This is a genomic window from Paeniglutamicibacter sp. (assembly GCF_046714615.1).
Lineage (GTDB): Bacteria > Actinomycetota > Actinomycetes > Actinomycetales > Micrococcaceae > Paeniglutamicibacter.
Map to the genome: position 1 here is coordinate 43,510 of NZ_JBKKAP010000084.1, position 16,883 is coordinate 60,392.

The 16,883-nt window shown below is 68.5% G+C and carries 13 protein-coding genes; 4 read left to right on the forward strand and 9 right to left on the reverse strand.

Going from position 1 to position 16,883, the window contains the following annotated elements; translation table 11 throughout:
- Positions 1 to 178 precede the first annotated feature (178 nt).
- The 5 genes from ACLQ7E_RS10550 to ACLQ7E_RS10570 all read right to left on the reverse strand — a co-directional run bounded on the left by ACLQ7E_RS10550 (position 179) and on the right by ACLQ7E_RS10570 (position 6,393).
- Positions 179 to 1,987: an ABC-F family ATP-binding cassette domain-containing protein gene (locus ACLQ7E_RS10550; RefSeq protein WP_411732529.1), complete on the reverse strand. Its 1,809-nt coding sequence runs from the start codon at positions 1,985 to 1,987 to the stop codon at positions 179 to 181.
- A gap of 18 nt (positions 1,988 to 2,005) precedes the next feature.
- A complete protein-coding gene (locus tag ACLQ7E_RS10555) occupies positions 2,006 to 2,947 on the reverse strand; it encodes a 4-(cytidine 5'-diphospho)-2-C-methyl-D-erythritol kinase (RefSeq protein WP_411732530.1) in 942 nt (313 codons plus the stop codon).
- Positions 2,944 to 3,825: a 16S rRNA (adenine(1518)-N(6)/adenine(1519)-N(6))-dimethyltransferase RsmA gene (gene rsmA, locus ACLQ7E_RS10560; protein ID WP_411732531.1), complete on the reverse strand. Its 882-nt coding sequence runs from the start codon at positions 3,823 to 3,825 to the stop codon at positions 2,944 to 2,946. The genes ACLQ7E_RS10555 and rsmA overlap by 4 nt, the downstream gene beginning before the upstream one ends.
- A gap of 183 nt (positions 3,826 to 4,008) precedes the next feature.
- Entirely contained in the window at positions 4,009 to 5,112 is a 1,104-nt protein-coding gene (locus tag ACLQ7E_RS10565) for a transglycosylase family protein (RefSeq protein WP_411732532.1), read from the reverse strand.
- Between the two features lie 321 nt (positions 5,113 to 5,433).
- A complete protein-coding gene (locus ACLQ7E_RS10570) occupies positions 5,434 to 6,393 on the reverse strand; it encodes a TatD family hydrolase (RefSeq protein WP_411732533.1) in 960 nt (319 codons plus the stop codon).
- Between the two features lie 182 nt (positions 6,394 to 6,575).
- On the opposite strand from ACLQ7E_RS10570, the gene ACLQ7E_RS10575 reads away from it, so the two are divergent.
- Genes ACLQ7E_RS10575 through ACLQ7E_RS10585 form a run of 3 tightly spaced genes read left to right on the forward strand, consistent with a single transcriptional unit; the run spans position 6,576 to position 11,457 of the window.
- On the forward strand, positions 6,576 to 7,556 hold the full coding sequence (locus ACLQ7E_RS10575) for an AAA family ATPase (RefSeq protein ID WP_411732534.1): 981 nt from the start codon (positions 6,576 to 6,578) through the stop codon (positions 7,554 to 7,556).
- A 32-nt stretch (positions 7,557 to 7,588) separates the two neighbouring features.
- Positions 7,589 to 9,013 carry a DUF58 domain-containing protein gene (locus ACLQ7E_RS10580; RefSeq protein WP_411732535.1) on the forward strand — a complete coding sequence of 475 codons (1,425 nt, stop codon included), beginning with the start codon at positions 7,589 to 7,591 and terminating at the stop codon, positions 9,011 to 9,013.
- A complete protein-coding gene (locus tag ACLQ7E_RS10585; RefSeq protein WP_411732536.1) occupies positions 9,010 to 11,457 on the forward strand; it encodes a DUF3488 and DUF4129 domain-containing transglutaminase family protein in 2,448 nt (815 codons plus the stop codon). Before ACLQ7E_RS10580 ends, ACLQ7E_RS10585 begins: the two co-directional genes overlap by 4 nt.
- Here the strand turns inward: ACLQ7E_RS10585 and ACLQ7E_RS10590 are convergent.
- Together ACLQ7E_RS10590 and rfbB are read right to left on the reverse strand one after the other, a co-directional pair.
- Positions 11,439 to 12,839 carry a sugar nucleotide-binding protein gene (locus ACLQ7E_RS10590; RefSeq protein ID WP_411732537.1) on the reverse strand — a complete coding sequence of 467 codons (1,401 nt, stop codon included), beginning with the start codon at positions 12,837 to 12,839 and terminating at the stop codon, positions 11,439 to 11,441. The two genes, ACLQ7E_RS10585 and ACLQ7E_RS10590, sit on opposite strands and share 19 nt — an antisense overlap.
- Complete coding sequence (gene rfbB / locus ACLQ7E_RS10595) at positions 12,836 to 13,876, reverse strand: dTDP-glucose 4,6-dehydratase (protein ID WP_411732538.1); 1,041 nt, start codon at positions 13,874 to 13,876, stop codon at positions 12,836 to 12,838. The genes ACLQ7E_RS10590 and rfbB overlap by 4 nt, the downstream gene beginning before the upstream one ends.
- A gap of 57 nt (positions 13,877 to 13,933) precedes the next feature.
- On the opposite strand from rfbB, the gene rfbA reads away from it, so the two are divergent.
- Positions 13,934 to 14,818, forward strand: coding sequence for a glucose-1-phosphate thymidylyltransferase RfbA (gene rfbA, locus ACLQ7E_RS10600; protein WP_411732539.1), 885 nt, complete (start codon positions 13,934 to 13,936; stop codon positions 14,816 to 14,818).
- A 90-nt stretch (positions 14,819 to 14,908) separates the two neighbouring features.
- Here rfbA and ACLQ7E_RS10605 read toward each other — a convergent pair whose 3' ends face one another.
- Positions 14,909 to 16,429, reverse strand: a complete 1,521-nt coding sequence (locus ACLQ7E_RS10605; protein ID WP_411732540.1) for an NAD-dependent succinate-semialdehyde dehydrogenase — start codon at positions 16,427 to 16,429, stop codon at positions 14,909 to 14,911.
- Between the two features lie 32 nt (positions 16,430 to 16,461).
- Positions 16,462 to 16,883: HpcH/HpaI aldolase family protein (locus ACLQ7E_RS10610; RefSeq protein ID WP_411732541.1), on the reverse strand; the 422-nt coding region annotated here is incomplete at its 5' end.

The window sequence follows — 16,883 nt, forward strand, 5'->3', positions numbered from 1 at the left end:
CCGGCATTCCATAGCTGCGGCAGTGCCGGGCCCACAGGCCAGGTGGGCGTTTCCCCTGCTATGCCATCGACACGACCCTTGGGTGCGTCACCCATTTCGGCACACCACGGCCGAGGCCATTGCCTCGAAGCCCTGGTGTGCCGGCGATCGGAAAGATGCCGCGGCGGAAAGGAGACTGCTACTCGCCCACGGTTTCCGCGGCCTCAAGCCAAGCCATTTCCAGGTCTTCCTTTTCCAGCTCGACGCTCCGCAAGGTGGCATTGAGCGTGGAGACCTCGTCGAACTTCATGGCCTCGGATGCCGCTGCCATCTGGGCGTGGAGCTTGGCAACCAGCGTTTCAAGCTTACCCATTTGGCGCTCGATGCGGTTCAGTTCCTTGCGGGCCTCGCGCTTTTCCGCTTCGCTGGGGCCGGTGGACTCGGGAGTCGCGGCCGGGCCTGACTTGTCGGTGGGCGCACCGGTGTTGCCGCCGCCCTGCGCGCCGGCACGCAGCTCCAGGTACTGGTCGACGCCGCCGGGCAACCCGCGCAACTTGCCGTCGCCCAGCAATGCAACCTGGTGGTCGGTGACGCGTTCGAGCAGGTAGCGGTCGTGGGATACCACCACGAGGGTGCCGGGCCAGCCATCGAGCATGTCCTCGATCGCGGCCAGCGTGTCGGTGTCCAGGTCGTTGGTGGGCTCATCGAGCATGAGCACGTTGGGCTCGCCGATGAGCAGGCGCAGCAGCTGCAGGCGGCGGCGCTCGCCACCGGAAAGTTCCTTCACCGTGGTCCACTGCTTGTCCGTGCCGAAGCCCAGCTGCTCGGCGAGCTGCCCGGCGGAGACTTCCTTGCCGCCGACCTCGAACGACATCCGCTCGGCCTTGATGACCTCGATCAGGCGCATGTCCTTGACCTCGTCGAGCTCCTTGACCTCCTGGGTCAGGATGGCGGTCTTGACCGTCTTGCCGCGCTTGATGAGCCCGGACGTGGGTTCGATCTGGCCGTTGAGCAGTTGCAGCAGCGTGGACTTGCCGGCGCCGTTGACGCCCACGATGCCCACGCGTTCGCCCGGGGCCAGCCGGAAGGTGATGTTGTTGAACAGCGGCTTGCCTGTACCGAAGTCAAGGGAGACGTGTTCGAGGTCAAGCACGTCCTTGCCCAGGCGTGCGGTGGCCATCTTGTTCAGTTCCACGGTGTCGCGGGCCGCGGGGACGTCGGCAATGAGCGTGTTCGCGGCCTCGATGCGGAACTTGGGCTTGGCGGTGCGGGCCGGGGCGCCGCGGCGCAGCCAGGCCAGCTCCTTCTTGACCAGCTGCTGGCGCTTGGACTCCACCACCGAGGCGGTCCGATCACGCTCGGCACGGGCCAGCACGTAGGCGGCGTAGCCCCCGTCGAACGGGTCGACGGTGCCGTCGTGGACCTCCCAGGTCCGCGTGCAGATTTCGTCCAGGAACCAGCGGTCGTGGGTGACGACCAGCAACCCGTTGGCGTTGGCGCGCCAGCGGTCCTTCAGGTGCTTGGCCAGCCAGGCGACGCCCTCGACGTCGAGGTGGTTGGTGGGTTCGTCGAGCATGATCACCTCGTGCTCGCCGATGAGCAGCTTGGCCAGGGCGACGCGGCGCTTCTGGCCGCCGGAGAGCGAGGAGACTTCCGCGTGCCAGTCGACCTCGCCGACCAGACCGCCCATGACCTCGCGCACCAGCGGGTTGGAGGCCCATTCGTGGTCGGCTGCCTCGCCAACGATGGCGGCGCCGACGGAGAGGTCCCCGTCGAGCACGTCGGACTGGTCGAGGTAGGCCACCCGGACGTCCCCGCGCTTGGTCACGCGGCCCTCGTCGGGGGTGATGCGCCCGGCCAGCAGGCGCATGAGCGTGGACTTGCCGTCGCCGTTGCGCCCGACCATGCCGATGCGATCCCCGTCCTCCAGGCCCAGGGAAAGCGCGTCAAGGACGGTACGGGTGCCGAAGGACATGGAAACGTTTTCGGCGCCGAGCAGGTGGGCCACGGTTTGGTGCTCCTTTTGTTACGGGGTTTCGATGGGCGTGGGCAGGATGCCGGCGCCGGGGACCGGGCCATGGACCTGCAGGGTTGCCACGCCCGCTTCGTCGGAAAGCTGGGCGATGATTTCCGCGCCGTGGGCGTGGTCGCGGGCGAGCAGCGCCAGGGTGGGCCCGGATCCGGAGACCAGCGCGTGCAGGGCTCCGGCGGCCTCGCCCACGTCGCGCACCACGCCCAGTTCCGGCGCGAGGGCAAGGGCGGCGCGGGTCATGTCGTTGACCAGCAGGGGTGCCAGCGCATCCAGGTCACCGTCCAGCAGCGCCCCGATCATGCGCGGGTCGACCTCGGTGGGGGTTTCGACGTCCTCGCTGGCCCGCAGCCGGTCCAGCATGCCATAGACCCGCGGTGTGGACAGCCCATAGGAGGCAGGGACCAGCACCCAGTCGGTGCGGGTGCGCAGCAGCAGCGGAGCCAGCTCGTCTCCCACGCCCAGGCCGACGGCGGCGCCGCCTTGCAGGGCAAACGGCACGTCGGCGCCCAGGCGGGCGCCCAGGCGGGAGAGCTCCTCGCGGTTCAGCCCGGTGCCCCACAGTGCGTTGCAGGCCACGAGCGCGGCGGCGGCGTCGGCCGATCCCCCGCCCATTCCCCCGGCGATCGGCACGCGCTTGGTGATGCACAAATCGACCCCGGCGTAGTGCCCGGTGTGTTCGCGCAGCAGGGTTGCAGCCTTGACCACCAGGTTTTCCGGTCCCAGCGGGAAGGACTCGGGGTCCGAGACGGCGGTGGAATCCGGGTGCAGGAAGACCTGGATTTCCTCGTCGTCCCGGGCAGTGGCCGAAACGTCCTCATAGAGCGAGACGGCCAGGTACAGGCTGGCCACCGAGTGGTAGCCGTCCGCCCGGGGCGGGCCGACCCTGAAGTAGCAGTTGATTTTCCCCGGGGCACGGGCAATGACGGCATGGGTCATGGGGCGGCCGGTTCCTGGGCGACCTTTGCCTCGGCAATCGCGGCGAATTCGGCGATGCCGAGCTTTTCCCCGCGGGCCTGCGGGTCGATGCCGGCGGCCAGCAGGGCGGCCTCGGCCAGGGCCGGGGATCCGGCCCAGCCGGCCAGGGCGGCGCGCAGCGTCTTGCGGCGCTGGGCGAAGGCGGCGTCGATGACGGCGAAGACCTCGCGCCGGGTGGCGGTGGTTTCCGGCGGGGTGCCGCGTTCGAAGCTGACCAGCCCGGAATTGATCTTGGGCGCGGGCCAGAAGACGTTCATGCCGATGACACCAGCCTTGCGCATGGTGCCGTACCAGGCGCCCTTGACCGAGGGCACTCCGTAGGTCTTGTTGCCCGGGCCCGCGGCCATGCGGTCGGCGACCTCGTCCTGGACCATGACCAGGCCGTGTTGCAGCGACGGGAAATGCTCGAGCAGGTGCAGCACCACGGGCACCGCCACGTTGTAGGGCAGGTTCGCCACCAGGGCGGTGGGAGGGTGCTCAAGCTCGGTGATCTTCAGCGCGTCCGAGAGGACGACGGTGAGATTCGCCGCCTTGTCCGGGCGGAACTCGGCCGCAGTCTGCGGCAGCCGGGCCGCGAGCTTCGGGTCGATTTCCACCGCAACGACGCGGGCGGCGGCATCGAGCAGGCCCAGGGTCAGCGAGCCCAGGCCCGGTCCGACCTCGAGCACGGTCTCGGTCGGGTCGAGCTTGGCGGTGGCCACGATGCGCCGGATGGTGTTTCCGTCGATGACGAAGTTCTGCCCCAGCGTCTTGGTGGGGCGCACGTCGAGTTCACCGGCAAGGCGGCGGATCTCGGTGGCGCCGAGCAGTGGTGGCGGGGTCGATTCTACGGAAGTCACGTCTCAATCCTAGTTCAGGGCCCATGGCCCGCCGACCGGGGCGTCCCCTTGGGGTGGGTTGCGGGAGGGTGTTGCTGCCATGAACAATGGGTCCCGCCCCTTGAGAAGGCGGAACCCATGGTTCATTGTGAAATCAAGTGCACCCGTGCGGTGGTGCTTAGGGCCGGAGGGCCCGGGAGGTCTCTAGCGCAGGCCCAGCTGGCTGGAGCATGAGGGCCAGTGGCCCCAGCCGCCGCTGCTGCGCAGCACCTCGGCCGTGGCGACCTGCTCGGATGCCGATGCCTGGTGCGGCAGGGGCGCGTACTTGCCGCCGCCGGCACCGAGCCAGCTGCTGGCGGAGAACTGCAGGCCGCCGTAGTAGCCGTTGCCGGTGTTGATCGACCAGTTGCCGCCGGACTCGCACTTGGCCAGGGCGGCCCAGGTGCTCGAGACGCTGCCGGAGGTCGTGGGTGCCTTCGGCTCGGCCTTGGGCTTGGGCTTGGTGCCAACGGAGACCTCGGCGTCGACGGCCTTGGTGGTGACCTTGTCGCTGGCGAGTTCGCGCTTGGATTCCTTGCCGTCACGCAGCGTCACGGTGTAGGTGAGGGTGCGTTCGCCGTCCTTGCCCTCTTCCAGGGTCTTCTTGGTGCCGACCAGTGCGTCGGAATCCTTGACGGTGTCGGTGCCGTGGTCGATGACCTCGGTCTCGGTGACGGTCTTGGTCTTGACGCGGACGATCTTCAATTCCATGTCATCGCTGACGGCGTCGGCCACCTTGGCGTTGAGCTCGTCATCCTTGCCCAGGGTGAGCTTGGCTTCCTTGAGCGCCGCACCAACGGTCTCGGCGGTGGTGTTCAGCTTCTTGGTCTTGCCATCGGCCTTGATCGATACGTCCTTGGGAGTGGAAATGTCGATCGGGGTGACCAGCGAAGCCAGGGACAATGCCCGGCCCTGCTCGATCTGTGCCTTTTCGGAAACGTTGAGTTGGTCCACGACATCGGCCACGGTCAGTCCGGTGGTGTGCACGACGCGGTCCACGCCGTCGATGCTCACGTTGACTTCCTTGTGGCGCTTGATGTCGATGACGGCTCCGTCGGCGACCGGTGCATCCAGTGCCGGGGTGATTTCATCGAGCTCATCGAGGGTGATCGATGAGTCCTCCAGGACATCTGCGACGGTGGCGGCGCGCGTGGTGATGCTTTGGCTCTGGCCATCGACGGCCACGGCAAGGGTCTTGCTGCCTCCGACGAACATGACCAGACCGAGTATCAACGCGGTCAAAACGGCTGCTTGCGCGCCGATCTTCACCCAACGATTCTTAAGGGCATTCTGCACAGGATTCCAAACTTAGGTCTAACCCGGGCACGGGGGCAGATCGATGCGTACACGGCGGGTGAACGGTTGCTCCCGGCAAAACCGGGCGCAGCCCACCGTGTGCCCATTGATTGGTGCGAGCACAATCCAATTCTTGTCATCTCATCGATGTCGCGCGGCGGCACGTGTTTCCCCGCCGCAGGCAGAATCAAATGCACCCGGGAACCTTCCCCGATCCCGGCTACTAAAAATCAACCGTAACCGAATCGTAATAAGGCCGCAAGCACTTCGTGCTTGCCTTGTGCACAATATGGGCTAAAAGTCCCCGTAGACACGCCTCGTGTTTGAGGCAAGCGTGCGGCAATATTCCTCCAGGTCCGCACCCATGGTTTCGGCCATGAATCGCACGGTTTGCGGGATCAGGTAGCTGGCGTTCGGCCGGCCCCTGTAGGGATGCGGGGTGAGGAACGGTGCATCGGTCTCCACCAGCACCAATTCGGGGTTGGCCACCGACAACGCCGCGCGCAGGTCGTGCGAGTTCTTGAACGTCACGGTGCCGGAGAAGGAGAGGTACCAGCCGTTGGCGTTGCAGATCTCGGCCAGTTCCGCGTCGCCGGAAAAACAGTGGAAGACCACGCGCTCGGGAAGTTCTTCGCTTTCCAGGACGCGCACCACATCGAGATGTGCGTCACGATCGTGGATTTGCAGTGCCTTGGAGTGCTCGCGGGCGATGCGGATGTGCTCGCGGAAGGAGTGCTCCTGGGCCGGCCGGCCGGTTTCGCCGGTTCGGAAATAGTCCAGCCCGGTTTCACCCACCGCCCGCACGCGGCCATGCGCGGCCAGCTCCTCGATCCGGGCGATCGCGGCATCAAGGTCCCCGGTCACGGCCAGGCGTGCGGCGTCGTTGGGGTGGATGGCCACGGCGGCCAATACCCGAGGGTCCTCTTCGGCGGCGCGGACAGCAAACTCGGAGGATTCCACGTCGCAGCCGACCTGGACGACGCCTGGCACGCCCACCGCATTTGCCGCATCCAGCGCCTGGGCGACGGTGACGTGGACCGAGCCGTCGCGGAAATCCAGGTGCGTGTGGTTATCCGGCACGCCAAAGGGCAATGGCGCCGGGGCTGGAGGGTAGGAGAGGTCGCGCTTCTTGCCTTGCTCATCCTTGGTGCTCCTGCCCGGGGCGCCGGACTCCCCCGCCACCGGGGCCGGCAGGTAGGCGGCCGGCACCCCCTGGGTCCTTGAGGTCTCCACTTGCTGCTTTGCCGTTGACATGGATGCCACGTCCCCTTCTTTACGCGCCCCGGCTTCCCGGGGCAATGACCACTCGCCCATCCAGCGTACGCGGATGGGCGACTCGACGGCTTCAGCGTGATGCGGGGCACAACATTGGCGGTATCGTGGGGATGGAGGGCTTTGACCGCCCGCCAATCGGATGCGCTCCAGGAGGACGTTGCATGTCGCTTTCCACCGAGTCCCAGGTTCTTCCCGCCGACGAATTCGGCCGGGTCTGCGAAGAAGTGCTGGCCGGGATTGCCACGGTGATCGATGGCAAGGCGGAGGTGGCGCGCACCGCCCTGACCGTCTTGCTGGCCCAGGGACACCTGCTCCTGGAGGACGTGCCGGGGGTCGGCAAGACCATGCTGGCCAAGACCCTGGCCAAGTCCGTTGACTGCACGGTGCACCGCATCCAGTTCACCCCGGACCTTTTGCCCTCGGATGTGACAGGGGTGTCGATCTTCAACCAAAACACCCATGAGTTCCAGTTCCGTCCCGGCCCGGTCTTCGCGCACATCGTGATCGGCGACGAGATCAACCGGGCCAACGCCAAGACCCAGTCCGCGTTGCTCGAATGCATGGAGGAGGGACAGGTCACCGTCGACGGGATCACCCACCGGCTGGAGAGCCCCTTCATGGTGATCGCCACGCAGAACCCCATCGAGCTCGAGGGAACCTTCCCGCTGCCCGAGGCGCAGCGCGATCGGTTCATGGCCAAGATCTCCATGGGCTACCCGGATGCGGCCGCCGAGATGGCGATGCTCGAGACCCACCAGTCCACCTCGCCGCTGGACAACCTGCAAGCGGTCCTTGACCTGGCAACGCTGCACTCGCTGATCAACACCGTTGCGGCGGTCTACGTCTCCGAGCCGGTGAAGGAATACGTCGTGGCGCTGGGCCGGGCGACCCGCGAACATTCCGACATCCGCTTGGGCGCCTCCCCGCGTTCCCTGCTGCAGCTGCTGCGGGCGGCCAAGGCCGAGGCCGCGCTGAACGCCCGCGACTACGTGCTGCCCGAGGATGTGCGCAACATCGCCGCCAAGGTGCTTGGCCACCGACTGATCCTGCACCGCCGGGCCGAGGCCGCCGGCGCCAACGCCGAGTCCATCCTCGTGGCGATCCTCAACGCGATACCCGTGCGCGCCGGGGCACGCGGCTAGCACCGGGCGCAACGAGGCAAGGAACGGCACGCATGAGCACCGACGCCGCGGAACCCAACGAGTTCCGCGAATCCCCCTCCCACACCTGCTGGGCCATTGCCGGGCCGCCGGCGACGCTGCGCGAAAAGGTCCACCTGGGGTTCCTCACCGCGCGCGGCTGGGGCCTGTTTGCCACCGGGGCGCTCGCCCTGCTCCTTGCCTTCCTGCTGGGGCGGCGCGAGCTGCTTGCAGTGTCCCTGTTCCTGCTGCTCACCCCGCTGCTGGCGGCCTTCCTGCTGCGCTTCGGCAACCCCGCGCTTAACGTGACCCGCACCTTCAACCCGCCCCAGGCAACCACCGATTCCCCGGTCCGGGTGCGGCTGCACATCACCCACGCCGGGCGCGCCGGCGCATCGATTCCGCTCACCGACACCCTGCCCGAGGACTTCGGCAAGGGCCCGGAATTCAGCTACCCCTCGCGCACCGCGGCTCAGGGCCCCGGGGGCTCGGGCAGCTGGTACGAATACCGGCTGCGGCCCGCCACCCGCGGCATCTACGCGGTCGGGCCGGTGCGGGCACAGGTCGCCGACGTCTTTGGGCTCGCCGCCCGCCCCGCGGCCCTCGATGCGCCCAGCGCACTGATTGCCCTGCCGGTGTGCGAGGCGCTCGAGCCCACCGGCATCCCCGGCGAACACGGCTCCCACGGCCAGGCCGCCTCCAACCGCCGGCTGACCCCGGACTCCTTCGAGGTGATGACCCGCGAATACCGGCCCGGGGACACCGTGCGGCGCATCCACTGGCCCGCAACCGCCAAGCGCGGCTCGCTGATGGTGCGCCAGGAGGACTACCGGGCCACCCCGCGGGCGGTGATCATGCTGGACCGCTCCCGCGCTGCCTTCCTCGCCCAGGGCGTGGGCGCCGAACCCACCCTGTCGATCCCGCAATTCACCTCGGCCGCCAAGGACTCCAGCCGACGCTTCGAATGGGCGCTGCACGCGGCGCTCGGCGTCGGCGCCTACCTGGCGCAAACGGGATTTGGCATCGATTTGATCGACCACCGCGGCCAGGGCGTCAACAACGTTTCCGCCTCGGGCACCGAGGACGCCGACGAGCTTTTTGCCGGGCCACACGCCACGGCCCGGATGCAACAGGCACTCGCCGCCCTGGGGCTCGAGGAGGCCGGGGCCCAGCGCCACGAGACGGCCCGGGCCACGCTCGCCGCGGCCCTGAAGGAACGCATGCGCGAGCGCGGGGACCGGCTGGTGCTGATCCTGGGCGAGCCCACCGCGGAGCAGGCCGATGCCTGGCTCGAAGTGGTCGGGGCACGCAGCAAGGTGACGGTGCTGTGCGTGGCCAACCGCGAGGCGCACCTGTTCCCTGTCATCTCCCGCTTCCGGCAGGCAGGCTGGTCCGCCGTCGCGGTCAACCCGAAAACCACGCTCGCCGAGGCCTGGGGCGAATTGGGGCGACAGGCATGAGCACCACCACCCTGCCCCGCACCCGTAGCCCCCAAACGCCACCGCCCGCCCGGGCGCCCAAGACCCCTGCATCCAGGGTCCCGGAGGCGGCCTTCGCCGCGCTCTCCACACTCGTGGCCATGCTTGGGGCCACCGCCTCGCTGCACGGGGTCGTCGGCGACTGGGGGTGGATGCTCCAGGTGTCGGTGGCCGTGGCACTGATCGTGCTGGCCACCAACGTGGTGCGCTGCCTGTCGGCCCGCCGCTACCTGGGGACGCTGGCCGGGGCCGTGGTGGCGGTGCTGGCGCTCACCGTCCTGTTCTTCTCCAACACTGCCTGGCTGGGCATACTGCCGACCGGATCGACCTACCGCGCCCTGCTGAAGGTCTGGGCCATGGCCAACGAGGAAATGGGATCCCAGGTGCCGCCGGTGCAAAGCACCGGGGTCATCGTCTTCTCCATCTGTGTCTGGGCCGCCGTGGCGGCACTGGCGGTCGACGCCCTGGCCTTCGAGATCCGCGCCGCGGCCCTGGCCGGCATCCCGCTGGCCCTGCTGCTGTCCATCGCCTCGCTCTTCGAGGCGCACGGGGCGGGCATCGTCACGGTGTCAGTCACCGCCGTGGGCTACCTGTTGATCTTGGCCGCATCCCGCTGGCTCTCAACCGGCACCCGTTCCGGCAAGCGCCGCGCCGTGGAACTGGCCGACCCGCAACAGGCATCCGGTGGGCGGGCCTCCCCCGGGCCGCAGCCCCGCGGGGCGCTGCTGCAAGGAGCCGCGCTCCTCGGCGGGGCCCTCATCGCGCTGTTGGTGCTGCCCGCCGCCGTCCCCGGGTTCTCCAAGGGCATGCTCACCGAGGGCACCCGCCCGTCCTGGGGCAGGCTCGCCACCAACATCGACCCCATGATCGCGCTGGGCAACGACCTGCGCAACCGCTCCTCCGGCACCGTGCTGCGCTACTTCACCGATGCGCAGTCCCCCACCTACCTGCGCACCTCCGTGATCGGCCAGCTCGCGGCCGACCGCTGGTTGCCGGACCCCGCCGTCTACCGGGTCCCGGCAACCGAGAACCTGGTGACCCGGGCCTTCCCGAGCGCCTTCGAGTCCGCCCAACCGGCCTTCACGCGGGTCATCACCGACAAGTACCGCGGCGCGTGGATGCCGCTGCCCGGGAACGCGATCACGCTCAACGGGCTGGGCGGGAACTGGGGTTGGAGCCCCGACACCGGCACCCTGCTGGCCGCCGAAGACCAGACACCTGCCGCCGCCGACTACTCGGTGATGAGCGTGAACCCGGAGATCACCGCACGGATGCTGGCCGACCTGTCCTCCTCCATCCCCCGCGGCTTCTTTGCCGAGGTCGACCCGCAATACCTGCAACTGCCCGAGGACGTCCCCGAGTCCCTGGCCCAGGCCACGGCCACAGCGGTGGGCAATGCCGGCAGCGACCCGTACGACCAGGCCGTCGCCATCCAGGACTACCTGCGTTCGAGCGCCTTCAGCTACTCGGAACAGACCCCGGTCCAGGACGGCTACGACGGCAGCGGCATGGACGTCATCGACGCGTTCCTGACGCAGAAGGCCGGGTACTGCGTGCACTTCGCCTCCACCATGGCCCTGATGGCCCGCGAACTGGGCATCCCCAGCCGGCTCGTCACCGGCTACGCCCCCGGCACCCCCACCGGGGTGTCGATTGCCGGGCAGAACGGTGTGGAGCTCAGCGAGTTCACGGTGAACTCGCGCAACGCCCACGCCTGGCCGGAGCTCTACTTCCCCGGCGCCGGGTGGGTCGCGTTCGAACCCACCCCCGGGCGCGGGATCCCGCCGGCCTACGCACCGGCATTGCCAGCACCCGGCGCCAGCTCGGCCCTGGACCCGAACCCGTCCAACCCGACCAATTCCGCTGCCACATCCGCCTCCACCGAAGCCTCCTCCGGCGCACCCGGGCCGGCCCCGGGCGGCGTGCCCGGCGCCGGAACCCCGGTGGCCGGGGTGCTGCAGCTGGCGCTCATCGCTGTGCTGACCGGCGGCATTCCGTGGCTGGCGCGCCGCATCCAACGCACCTCCCGCCTTTCCCGCATCCGCCAGCCCGGCAGCGGCGACGCGCGCTACGGACATGAGACGGGTCCCGCCGCGGCCTGGTCCGAACTCGTGGCGCTGGGCCTTGACCATTCCTGGCCCATGCGCCAGGACGAGTCAGCCGGGGACTACTCCTGGCGGCTGGCGCGCACCTTCCCGGGGGCCGCACCCTCCCTGCATCAGCTGGCCGACGCCTATGAGCGCCTGCGCTACGCGCCCGGGGCCGGGCACGGCGACCCTGCGGCGCTGGAGGCAGCGCTCAGGGACGTGCGGCACCACCTGGGCGCACCCCTGGGCTCCGGCGAGCGCCTGGGCCGGAGCCTGTGGCCGCGTTCGCTCTTCGCCCCGCGTCCCCTGGCCCCGGCGGGCTACGCCTCGGCCAAGTAGGCTGCCAGGGCCTGAAACTGGTCCCTTGGCGTGAACCCCGTGGCGCGGATCTTGGCCAGGTCCAGGGTGCTGTTCACCGGGCGCGGGGCAATGCCGGGACGGGACCCGTAGTAGGCGGCGGTGGAGGTCGGGGTGATCCGTCCGGGATCCTGTCCCAGCAGCGTGAAGACCTCGGCGGCGACGCGCGCCCAGGAGACCGGCTCGCCCGCGTTGCTCAGGTTGTAGGTGCCTGCAGGTGCCCGGAGGGCAAGCAGGTGCAGGATTCCGGCTGCAACGTCCGTGGCAAAGCCCAGGCGCCCGATCTGGTCATCGACGACCGCGGGGTCCACCCCGGCACCGGCAAGCCTGGCCATGGTGGCCACGAAGTTTGCCCCGTCCCCCACCACCCAGCTGGTGCGCACCACATAGTGCCTGGGCACGCCCGCCACGATGGCGTCCCCGGCGGCCTTGGTCTGCCCGTAGACCCCCAGCGGGCTCGGGTCCTCGTCCTCGGTATGCACGGTGCGCTCCCCGTCAAAGACGTAGTCGCTGGAGAGGTGAACCAGCGTGAGGTCGTGTGCGGTGCAGGCCGCGGCCAGGGAAGCCAGGGCGGTGACGTTGGTGGCCCACGCCTCGCGGCGGCCCGCGGCGCTCTCGGCTGCATCCACCTTGGTGTAGGCGGCGGCGTTGATGACCGTCGAATACGCCGAGAAATCCACCGCCTCCAGTTGCGCGGCATCCGCGATGTCCAGCTGTGCCCGCGAGCGGAAATCGTAGCCGCCAGCGGGCGGCGCCAGCGCGGCAAGGGCCCGGCCCACCTGCCCGTTGGCGCCCAGCACCAGCGTCCTGCGCGGGGCCACCGGCAGCACCGCATCCAGGTGCGGGTGCGTCAGGTCCGCCGCGGAGACCGTGGCCTGATCCAGCGGGATGGGCCAGGGGATGTTGGCCCGCGCGTCATTGAGGTTCAGGAACGTGTATTTTTCCTGGGCGGCCTCACTCCAGTGGTCGGTGACCAGATAGCTGTATCCGGTGTCGGGTGCCAGGGTCTGGAAGCCGTTGCCGACCCCGCGCGGGACGAAGACCGCCTGCCCGGGACCCAGCCTGGTGCTGAAGCTCGCCCCGAAGCCTTCCCCGGCTCGCAGGTCGACCCAGGCGCCGAAGACCTCCCCGCCCACGACCGCCACGTACTTGTCCCACGGTTCGGCGTGGATGCCTCGGGTGGTTCCGGGGTTGCGGTTGAAGGAGACGTTGTTTTGCACGGGCCGGAAATCGGGCAGCCCCGCTGCCACCATTTTTTCCCGCTGCCAGTTCTCCTTGAACCAGCCACGCGCATCCGCGTGGACCGGCAGCTGGACCAGCAGCAGGCCGGGGATGCCGGTCTGCTGCACCTGGAGGGCGGTCATGCCTTGTCCCCTCCGGTTCCGGGGCCCATGGACGCCTGGGCGGCGGCCTGTTGCAGGTAGCGGTCCTCGGTTTCTGCCTTGGCCCCCTCCCACCACCAGGGGTTTTCGCGGTACCAGGCGATGGTTTGGTCCAGTCCGGCGGCCAGGTCCCGGTGTACCGGGCTCCAGCCGAGTTCCTCGCGCAGCACGGTGGAGTCGATTCCGTAGCGCAGGTCGTGGCCAGGCCGGTCGGTGACTGTGTCGAAGGCGTCGGGGTCCTGGCCCATGAGGCCCAGGATCGCTTGAAGCACCTCGCGGTTGGACTTCTCCCCGTCGGCGCCGATGAGATAGGTCTTGCCCAGGGTTCCGCGACGCAGGATCTCCCACACGGCCGAGGAGTGGTCCGACACGTGGATCCAGTCGCGCACGTTGGCCCCGGCACCGTAGAGCTTGGGCCGCGCCCCGTGCAGGATATTGGTGATCTGCCGCGGAATGAACTTCTCCACGTGCTGGTAAGGGCCGTAGTTGTTCGAGCAATTGCTGATGGTGGCGCGGACCCCGAAGGAGCGCACCCACGCCCGCACCAGCATGTCCGAGGCAGCCTTGGTGGAGGAGTACGGGCTGGAGGGGTTGTAGGGGGTGGACTCGGTGAACCGGGCAGGGTCCTCGAGCTCCAGGTCCCCATAGACCTCGTCGGTGGAAATGTGGTGGAAGCGCACCCCGTGGCGCCGCACCGCCTCCAGCAGCGTGTAGGTGCCCACCACGTTGGTGTCCAGGAACGGCCTGGGGTCGAAAAGGGAATTGTCGTTGTGCGACTCGGCGGCAAAATGCACCACCGCGTCCGTCACGGCCACCAGCTCATCGACCAGCGGCGCATCGGTGATGTCCCCGATGACCACCCGCAGGCGCGATTTATCGATCCCCCGCAATGATTCGAGATTGCCCGCATAGGTCAAGGCATCGAGAACGGTGATTTCAGCGTCGGAGTGCTCGGTCAAATAGTGCACGAAGTTTGCCCCAATGAATCCCGCACCCCCGGTTACCAGGATTCTTTTCATGGTTGCAAGGCTAGCGCCCCTCCCCAACCACGGCTAGATGTGCCTACTATGGGCCTCATGAAGGGGATCATACTTGCTGGGGGCACCGGATCGCGCTTGCATCCAATCACACATGGGATTTCTAAACAGCTCGTACCTGTTTACGACAAGCCCATGATCTATTACCCGCTGAGCACGCTGATGCTCGCGGGCATCACCGAAATCCTGGTCATCACGACCCCGGGCGACGCGCACCAGTTCCGCGGGCTGCTGGGCGACGGGTCGCAGTTCGGGATCCGGATCGACTATGCGGTCCAACCGTCGCCCGACGGGTTGGCGCAGGCGTTCCTCATTGGCCGCGAACACATCGGCGACGGGCCTGTGGCACTGGTGCTGGGCGACAACATCTTCTACGGCCCCGGCTTCGGCTCGCAGCTGGCCGATTTCCACGCCGACGGAGGGGCCTCGATCTTCGGGTACTGGGTCAAGGACCCGGGCGCCTATGGCGTCGTGGAATTCAATGCCGAGGGGAAGGCGGTTTCCCTGGAGGAAAAACCGCAGAATCCCAGGAGCCACTACGCGGTCCCGGGACTCTACTTCTACGACAACTCCGTGATCGAGCGGGCCAGGGACCTGGAGCCCTCGGCGCGCGGGGAGCTGGAGATCACCGACATCAACCGCCAATACCTCGAGGAGGGCTCGCTGCGCGTGAACGTGCTGGCCCGCGGCACCGCATGGCTGGACACCGGCACCTTTGATTCGCTCAACGACGCCTCGAACTTCATCCGGACCATCGAGGCGCGGCAGGGGCTGAAGATCGGGGTCCCCGAGGAGGTCGCCTGGCGCCGCGGGCTCATCGACGATGCGGCCTTGGAGGCCTGCGCAGCGAAGCTGGGCAAGAGCGGGTACGGCGACTACCTGCGCACGCTGCTGGGGCACGACTTCGAGGACCCGTACCACTAGGGGAAGACAGCGGCGCCCCCTGGTCCGTGCTTCCCCGTGAGGGAGAAAGATGGACCAGGGGGCGCCGCCGCCTGTGCGATTGCCGCTTGGTTAGCGCGCCGCGTACGGGTCGGCGATGCCGATGTACTGGGTGGTGGTGTATTCGGCCAGGCCCTCGGCGCCGCCCTCGCGGCCCAGACCCGACTGCTTCACTCCGCCGAACGGGGCGGCTGCGTTGGAGATGACGCCGGCGTTGAAGCCGACCAGGCCGAATTCGATCTGCTCCGCGACGCGGAAGAGGCGGTTGTGGTCGCGGGTGTAGATGTAGGAGGCAAGTCCGTACTCGGACGCGTTGGCCAGTTCGATGGCGTGGGCCTCGTCGCGGAACGTGGTCACCGGGGCGACGGGGCCGAAGATTTCCTGGCGCAGGATCTCGGCGTCGTTGGCGACGTTCGACAGCACTGTCGGTGCGTAGAAGTAGCCCGGGCCCTCGATCGGGGCGCCGCCGGTCTCGGCAACGGCGCCGGCCTCGACTGCCTTGGAGACCAGCGCGTGGATGTCGTCGCGGGCTCCGGCATCAATGATCGGGCCGACGTTGGTGGTGGCCTCGGTGCCGCGGCCGGTCTTCAACGCGCCCATGGCGGCGGAGAACTTGGCGATGAACTCCTTGGCCACCGACTCGTGGACCAGGAAGCGGTTGGCAGCGGTGCAGGCCTCGCCCATGTTGCGCATCTTGGCCGCCATGGCGCCCTCGACGGCTGCGTCCAGGTCGGCATCCTCGAAGACCAGGAACGGTGCGTTGCCGCCCAGTTCCATGGAGGTGCGCAGCACCTTGTCGGCGGCGTCCTTCATCAGCATCTTGCCCACGGCGGTGGAACCGGTGAAGGAGACCTTGCGCAGGCGGTCATCCTGCATCAGCGGGCCGGAGATCTTCGAGGCGCTCTTGGAGGAGACCACGTTGAGCACGCCGGCCGGCAGGCCGGCTTCCATCATGGTGGCGGCGAAGAGCTGGGAAGTCAACGGGGTGAGCTTGGCGGGCTTGAGCACCATGGTGCAGCCGGCGGCGATCGCCGGGGCGACCTTGCGGGTGGCCATGGCCAGCGGGAAGTTCCACGGGGTGATGAGCAGGCACGGGCCGACCGGCTTGGTCTGCACGATCATCTTGTTCTTGCCCTCGGGGGTGGTGAGGTAGCGGCCGTAATCGCGGACCGTTTCTTCGGAGAACCAGCGCAGGAACTCCGTGCCGTAGGCCACCTCGCCGCGGGCTTCGGCCAGCGGCTTGCCCATCTCCAGGGTCATCAGCAGCGCGAAGTCGTCGGCCCGTTCGGTCACCAGGTCAAAGGCCCGGCGCAGGATTTCGGCACGTTCCCGCGGCGCGGTGCGTGCCCAGGAGGCCTGGACGGCGTCGGCCGCGTCGAGCGCGGCAACGGCATCCACGCTGGTCGCCGAGGCGAGGGTGGCGAGCACCTCCCCCGTGGCGGGGTCGTGCACGTCGAACGTGCCGCCGTCGGACGCGTCCCGCCACTGCGTGCCGATCAGCAGGCCGGTCGGCACGGATGCGAGGAGCGCAGCCTCCCGCTCGGGGGAGACGGGGTCGGGTGAGAGGGCAGGGGAGATCGCAGAAGCTGTCATCGGGGAGGTCCTTAAGCTTTGTTGGCTGGGTGTCAGTAGCTGGTGGGGGCGTCGCCGTTGGAGGGCTGGATGTACTCGGCGGCGAGGGCCTCTGAGCCGCGGGCCAGGAGGGCGACGTCGGCCCCCACCAGGATGAAGTTGGCTCCGCTGTGCAGGTATTGTCGGGCGGTGGCGGGGTTGAAGGCGTTGACGCCGGCCGGTTTGCCGGCCGCTGTGGCGGCTGCCAGGCAATGTTCGACGGCGGCGCGCACCTCCGGGTGTTCCTGCTGGCCCAGCACGCCCATCGAGGCGGCCAGGTCCGAGGGTCCCAGGAAGATGGCGTCCACGCCGTCCACCGCGAGGATGGCTTCCACGGCTTCCACGGCCGCCGTGGATTCGATCTGGACGGTCACGCTGACGGTTTCCGACGCCCGGGTGAGGTAGTCCGGGATCCGGTTCCATCGTGCGGCGCGGG

What these genes read in the sequence shown, in the direction of transcription:
- ACLQ7E_RS10555 (WP_411732530.1), bottom strand. Translation starts at nt 2,947, where the DNA reads ATGACCCATGCCGTCATTGCCCGTGCCCCGGGGAAAATCAACTGCTAC.
- ACLQ7E_RS10570 (WP_411732533.1), bottom strand. Translation starts at nt 6,393, where the DNA reads ATGTCAACGGCAAAGCAGCAAGTGGAGACCTCAAGGACCCAGGGGGTG.
- ACLQ7E_RS10575 (WP_411732534.1), top strand. Translation starts at nt 6,576, where the DNA reads ATGTCGCTTTCCACCGAGTCCCAGGTTCTTCCCGCCGACGAATTCGGC.
- ACLQ7E_RS10580 (WP_411732535.1), top strand. Translation starts at nt 7,589, where the DNA reads ATGAGCACCGACGCCGCGGAACCCAACGAGTTCCGCGAATCCCCCTCC.
- ACLQ7E_RS10585 (WP_411732536.1), top strand. Translation starts at nt 9,010, where the DNA reads ATGAGCACCACCACCCTGCCCCGCACCCGTAGCCCCCAAACGCCACCG.
- ACLQ7E_RS10590 (WP_411732537.1), bottom strand. Translation starts at nt 12,839, where the DNA reads ATGACCGCCCTCCAGGTGCAGCAGACCGGCATCCCCGGCCTGCTGCTG.
- rfbB (WP_411732538.1), bottom strand. Translation starts at nt 13,876, where the DNA reads ATGAAAAGAATCCTGGTAACCGGGGGTGCGGGATTCATTGGGGCAAAC.
- rfbA (WP_411732539.1), top strand. Translation starts at nt 13,934, where the DNA reads ATGAAGGGGATCATACTTGCTGGGGGCACCGGATCGCGCTTGCATCCA.
- ACLQ7E_RS10605 (WP_411732540.1), bottom strand. Translation starts at nt 16,429, where the DNA reads ATGACAGCTTCTGCGATCTCCCCTGCCCTCTCACCCGACCCCGTCTCC.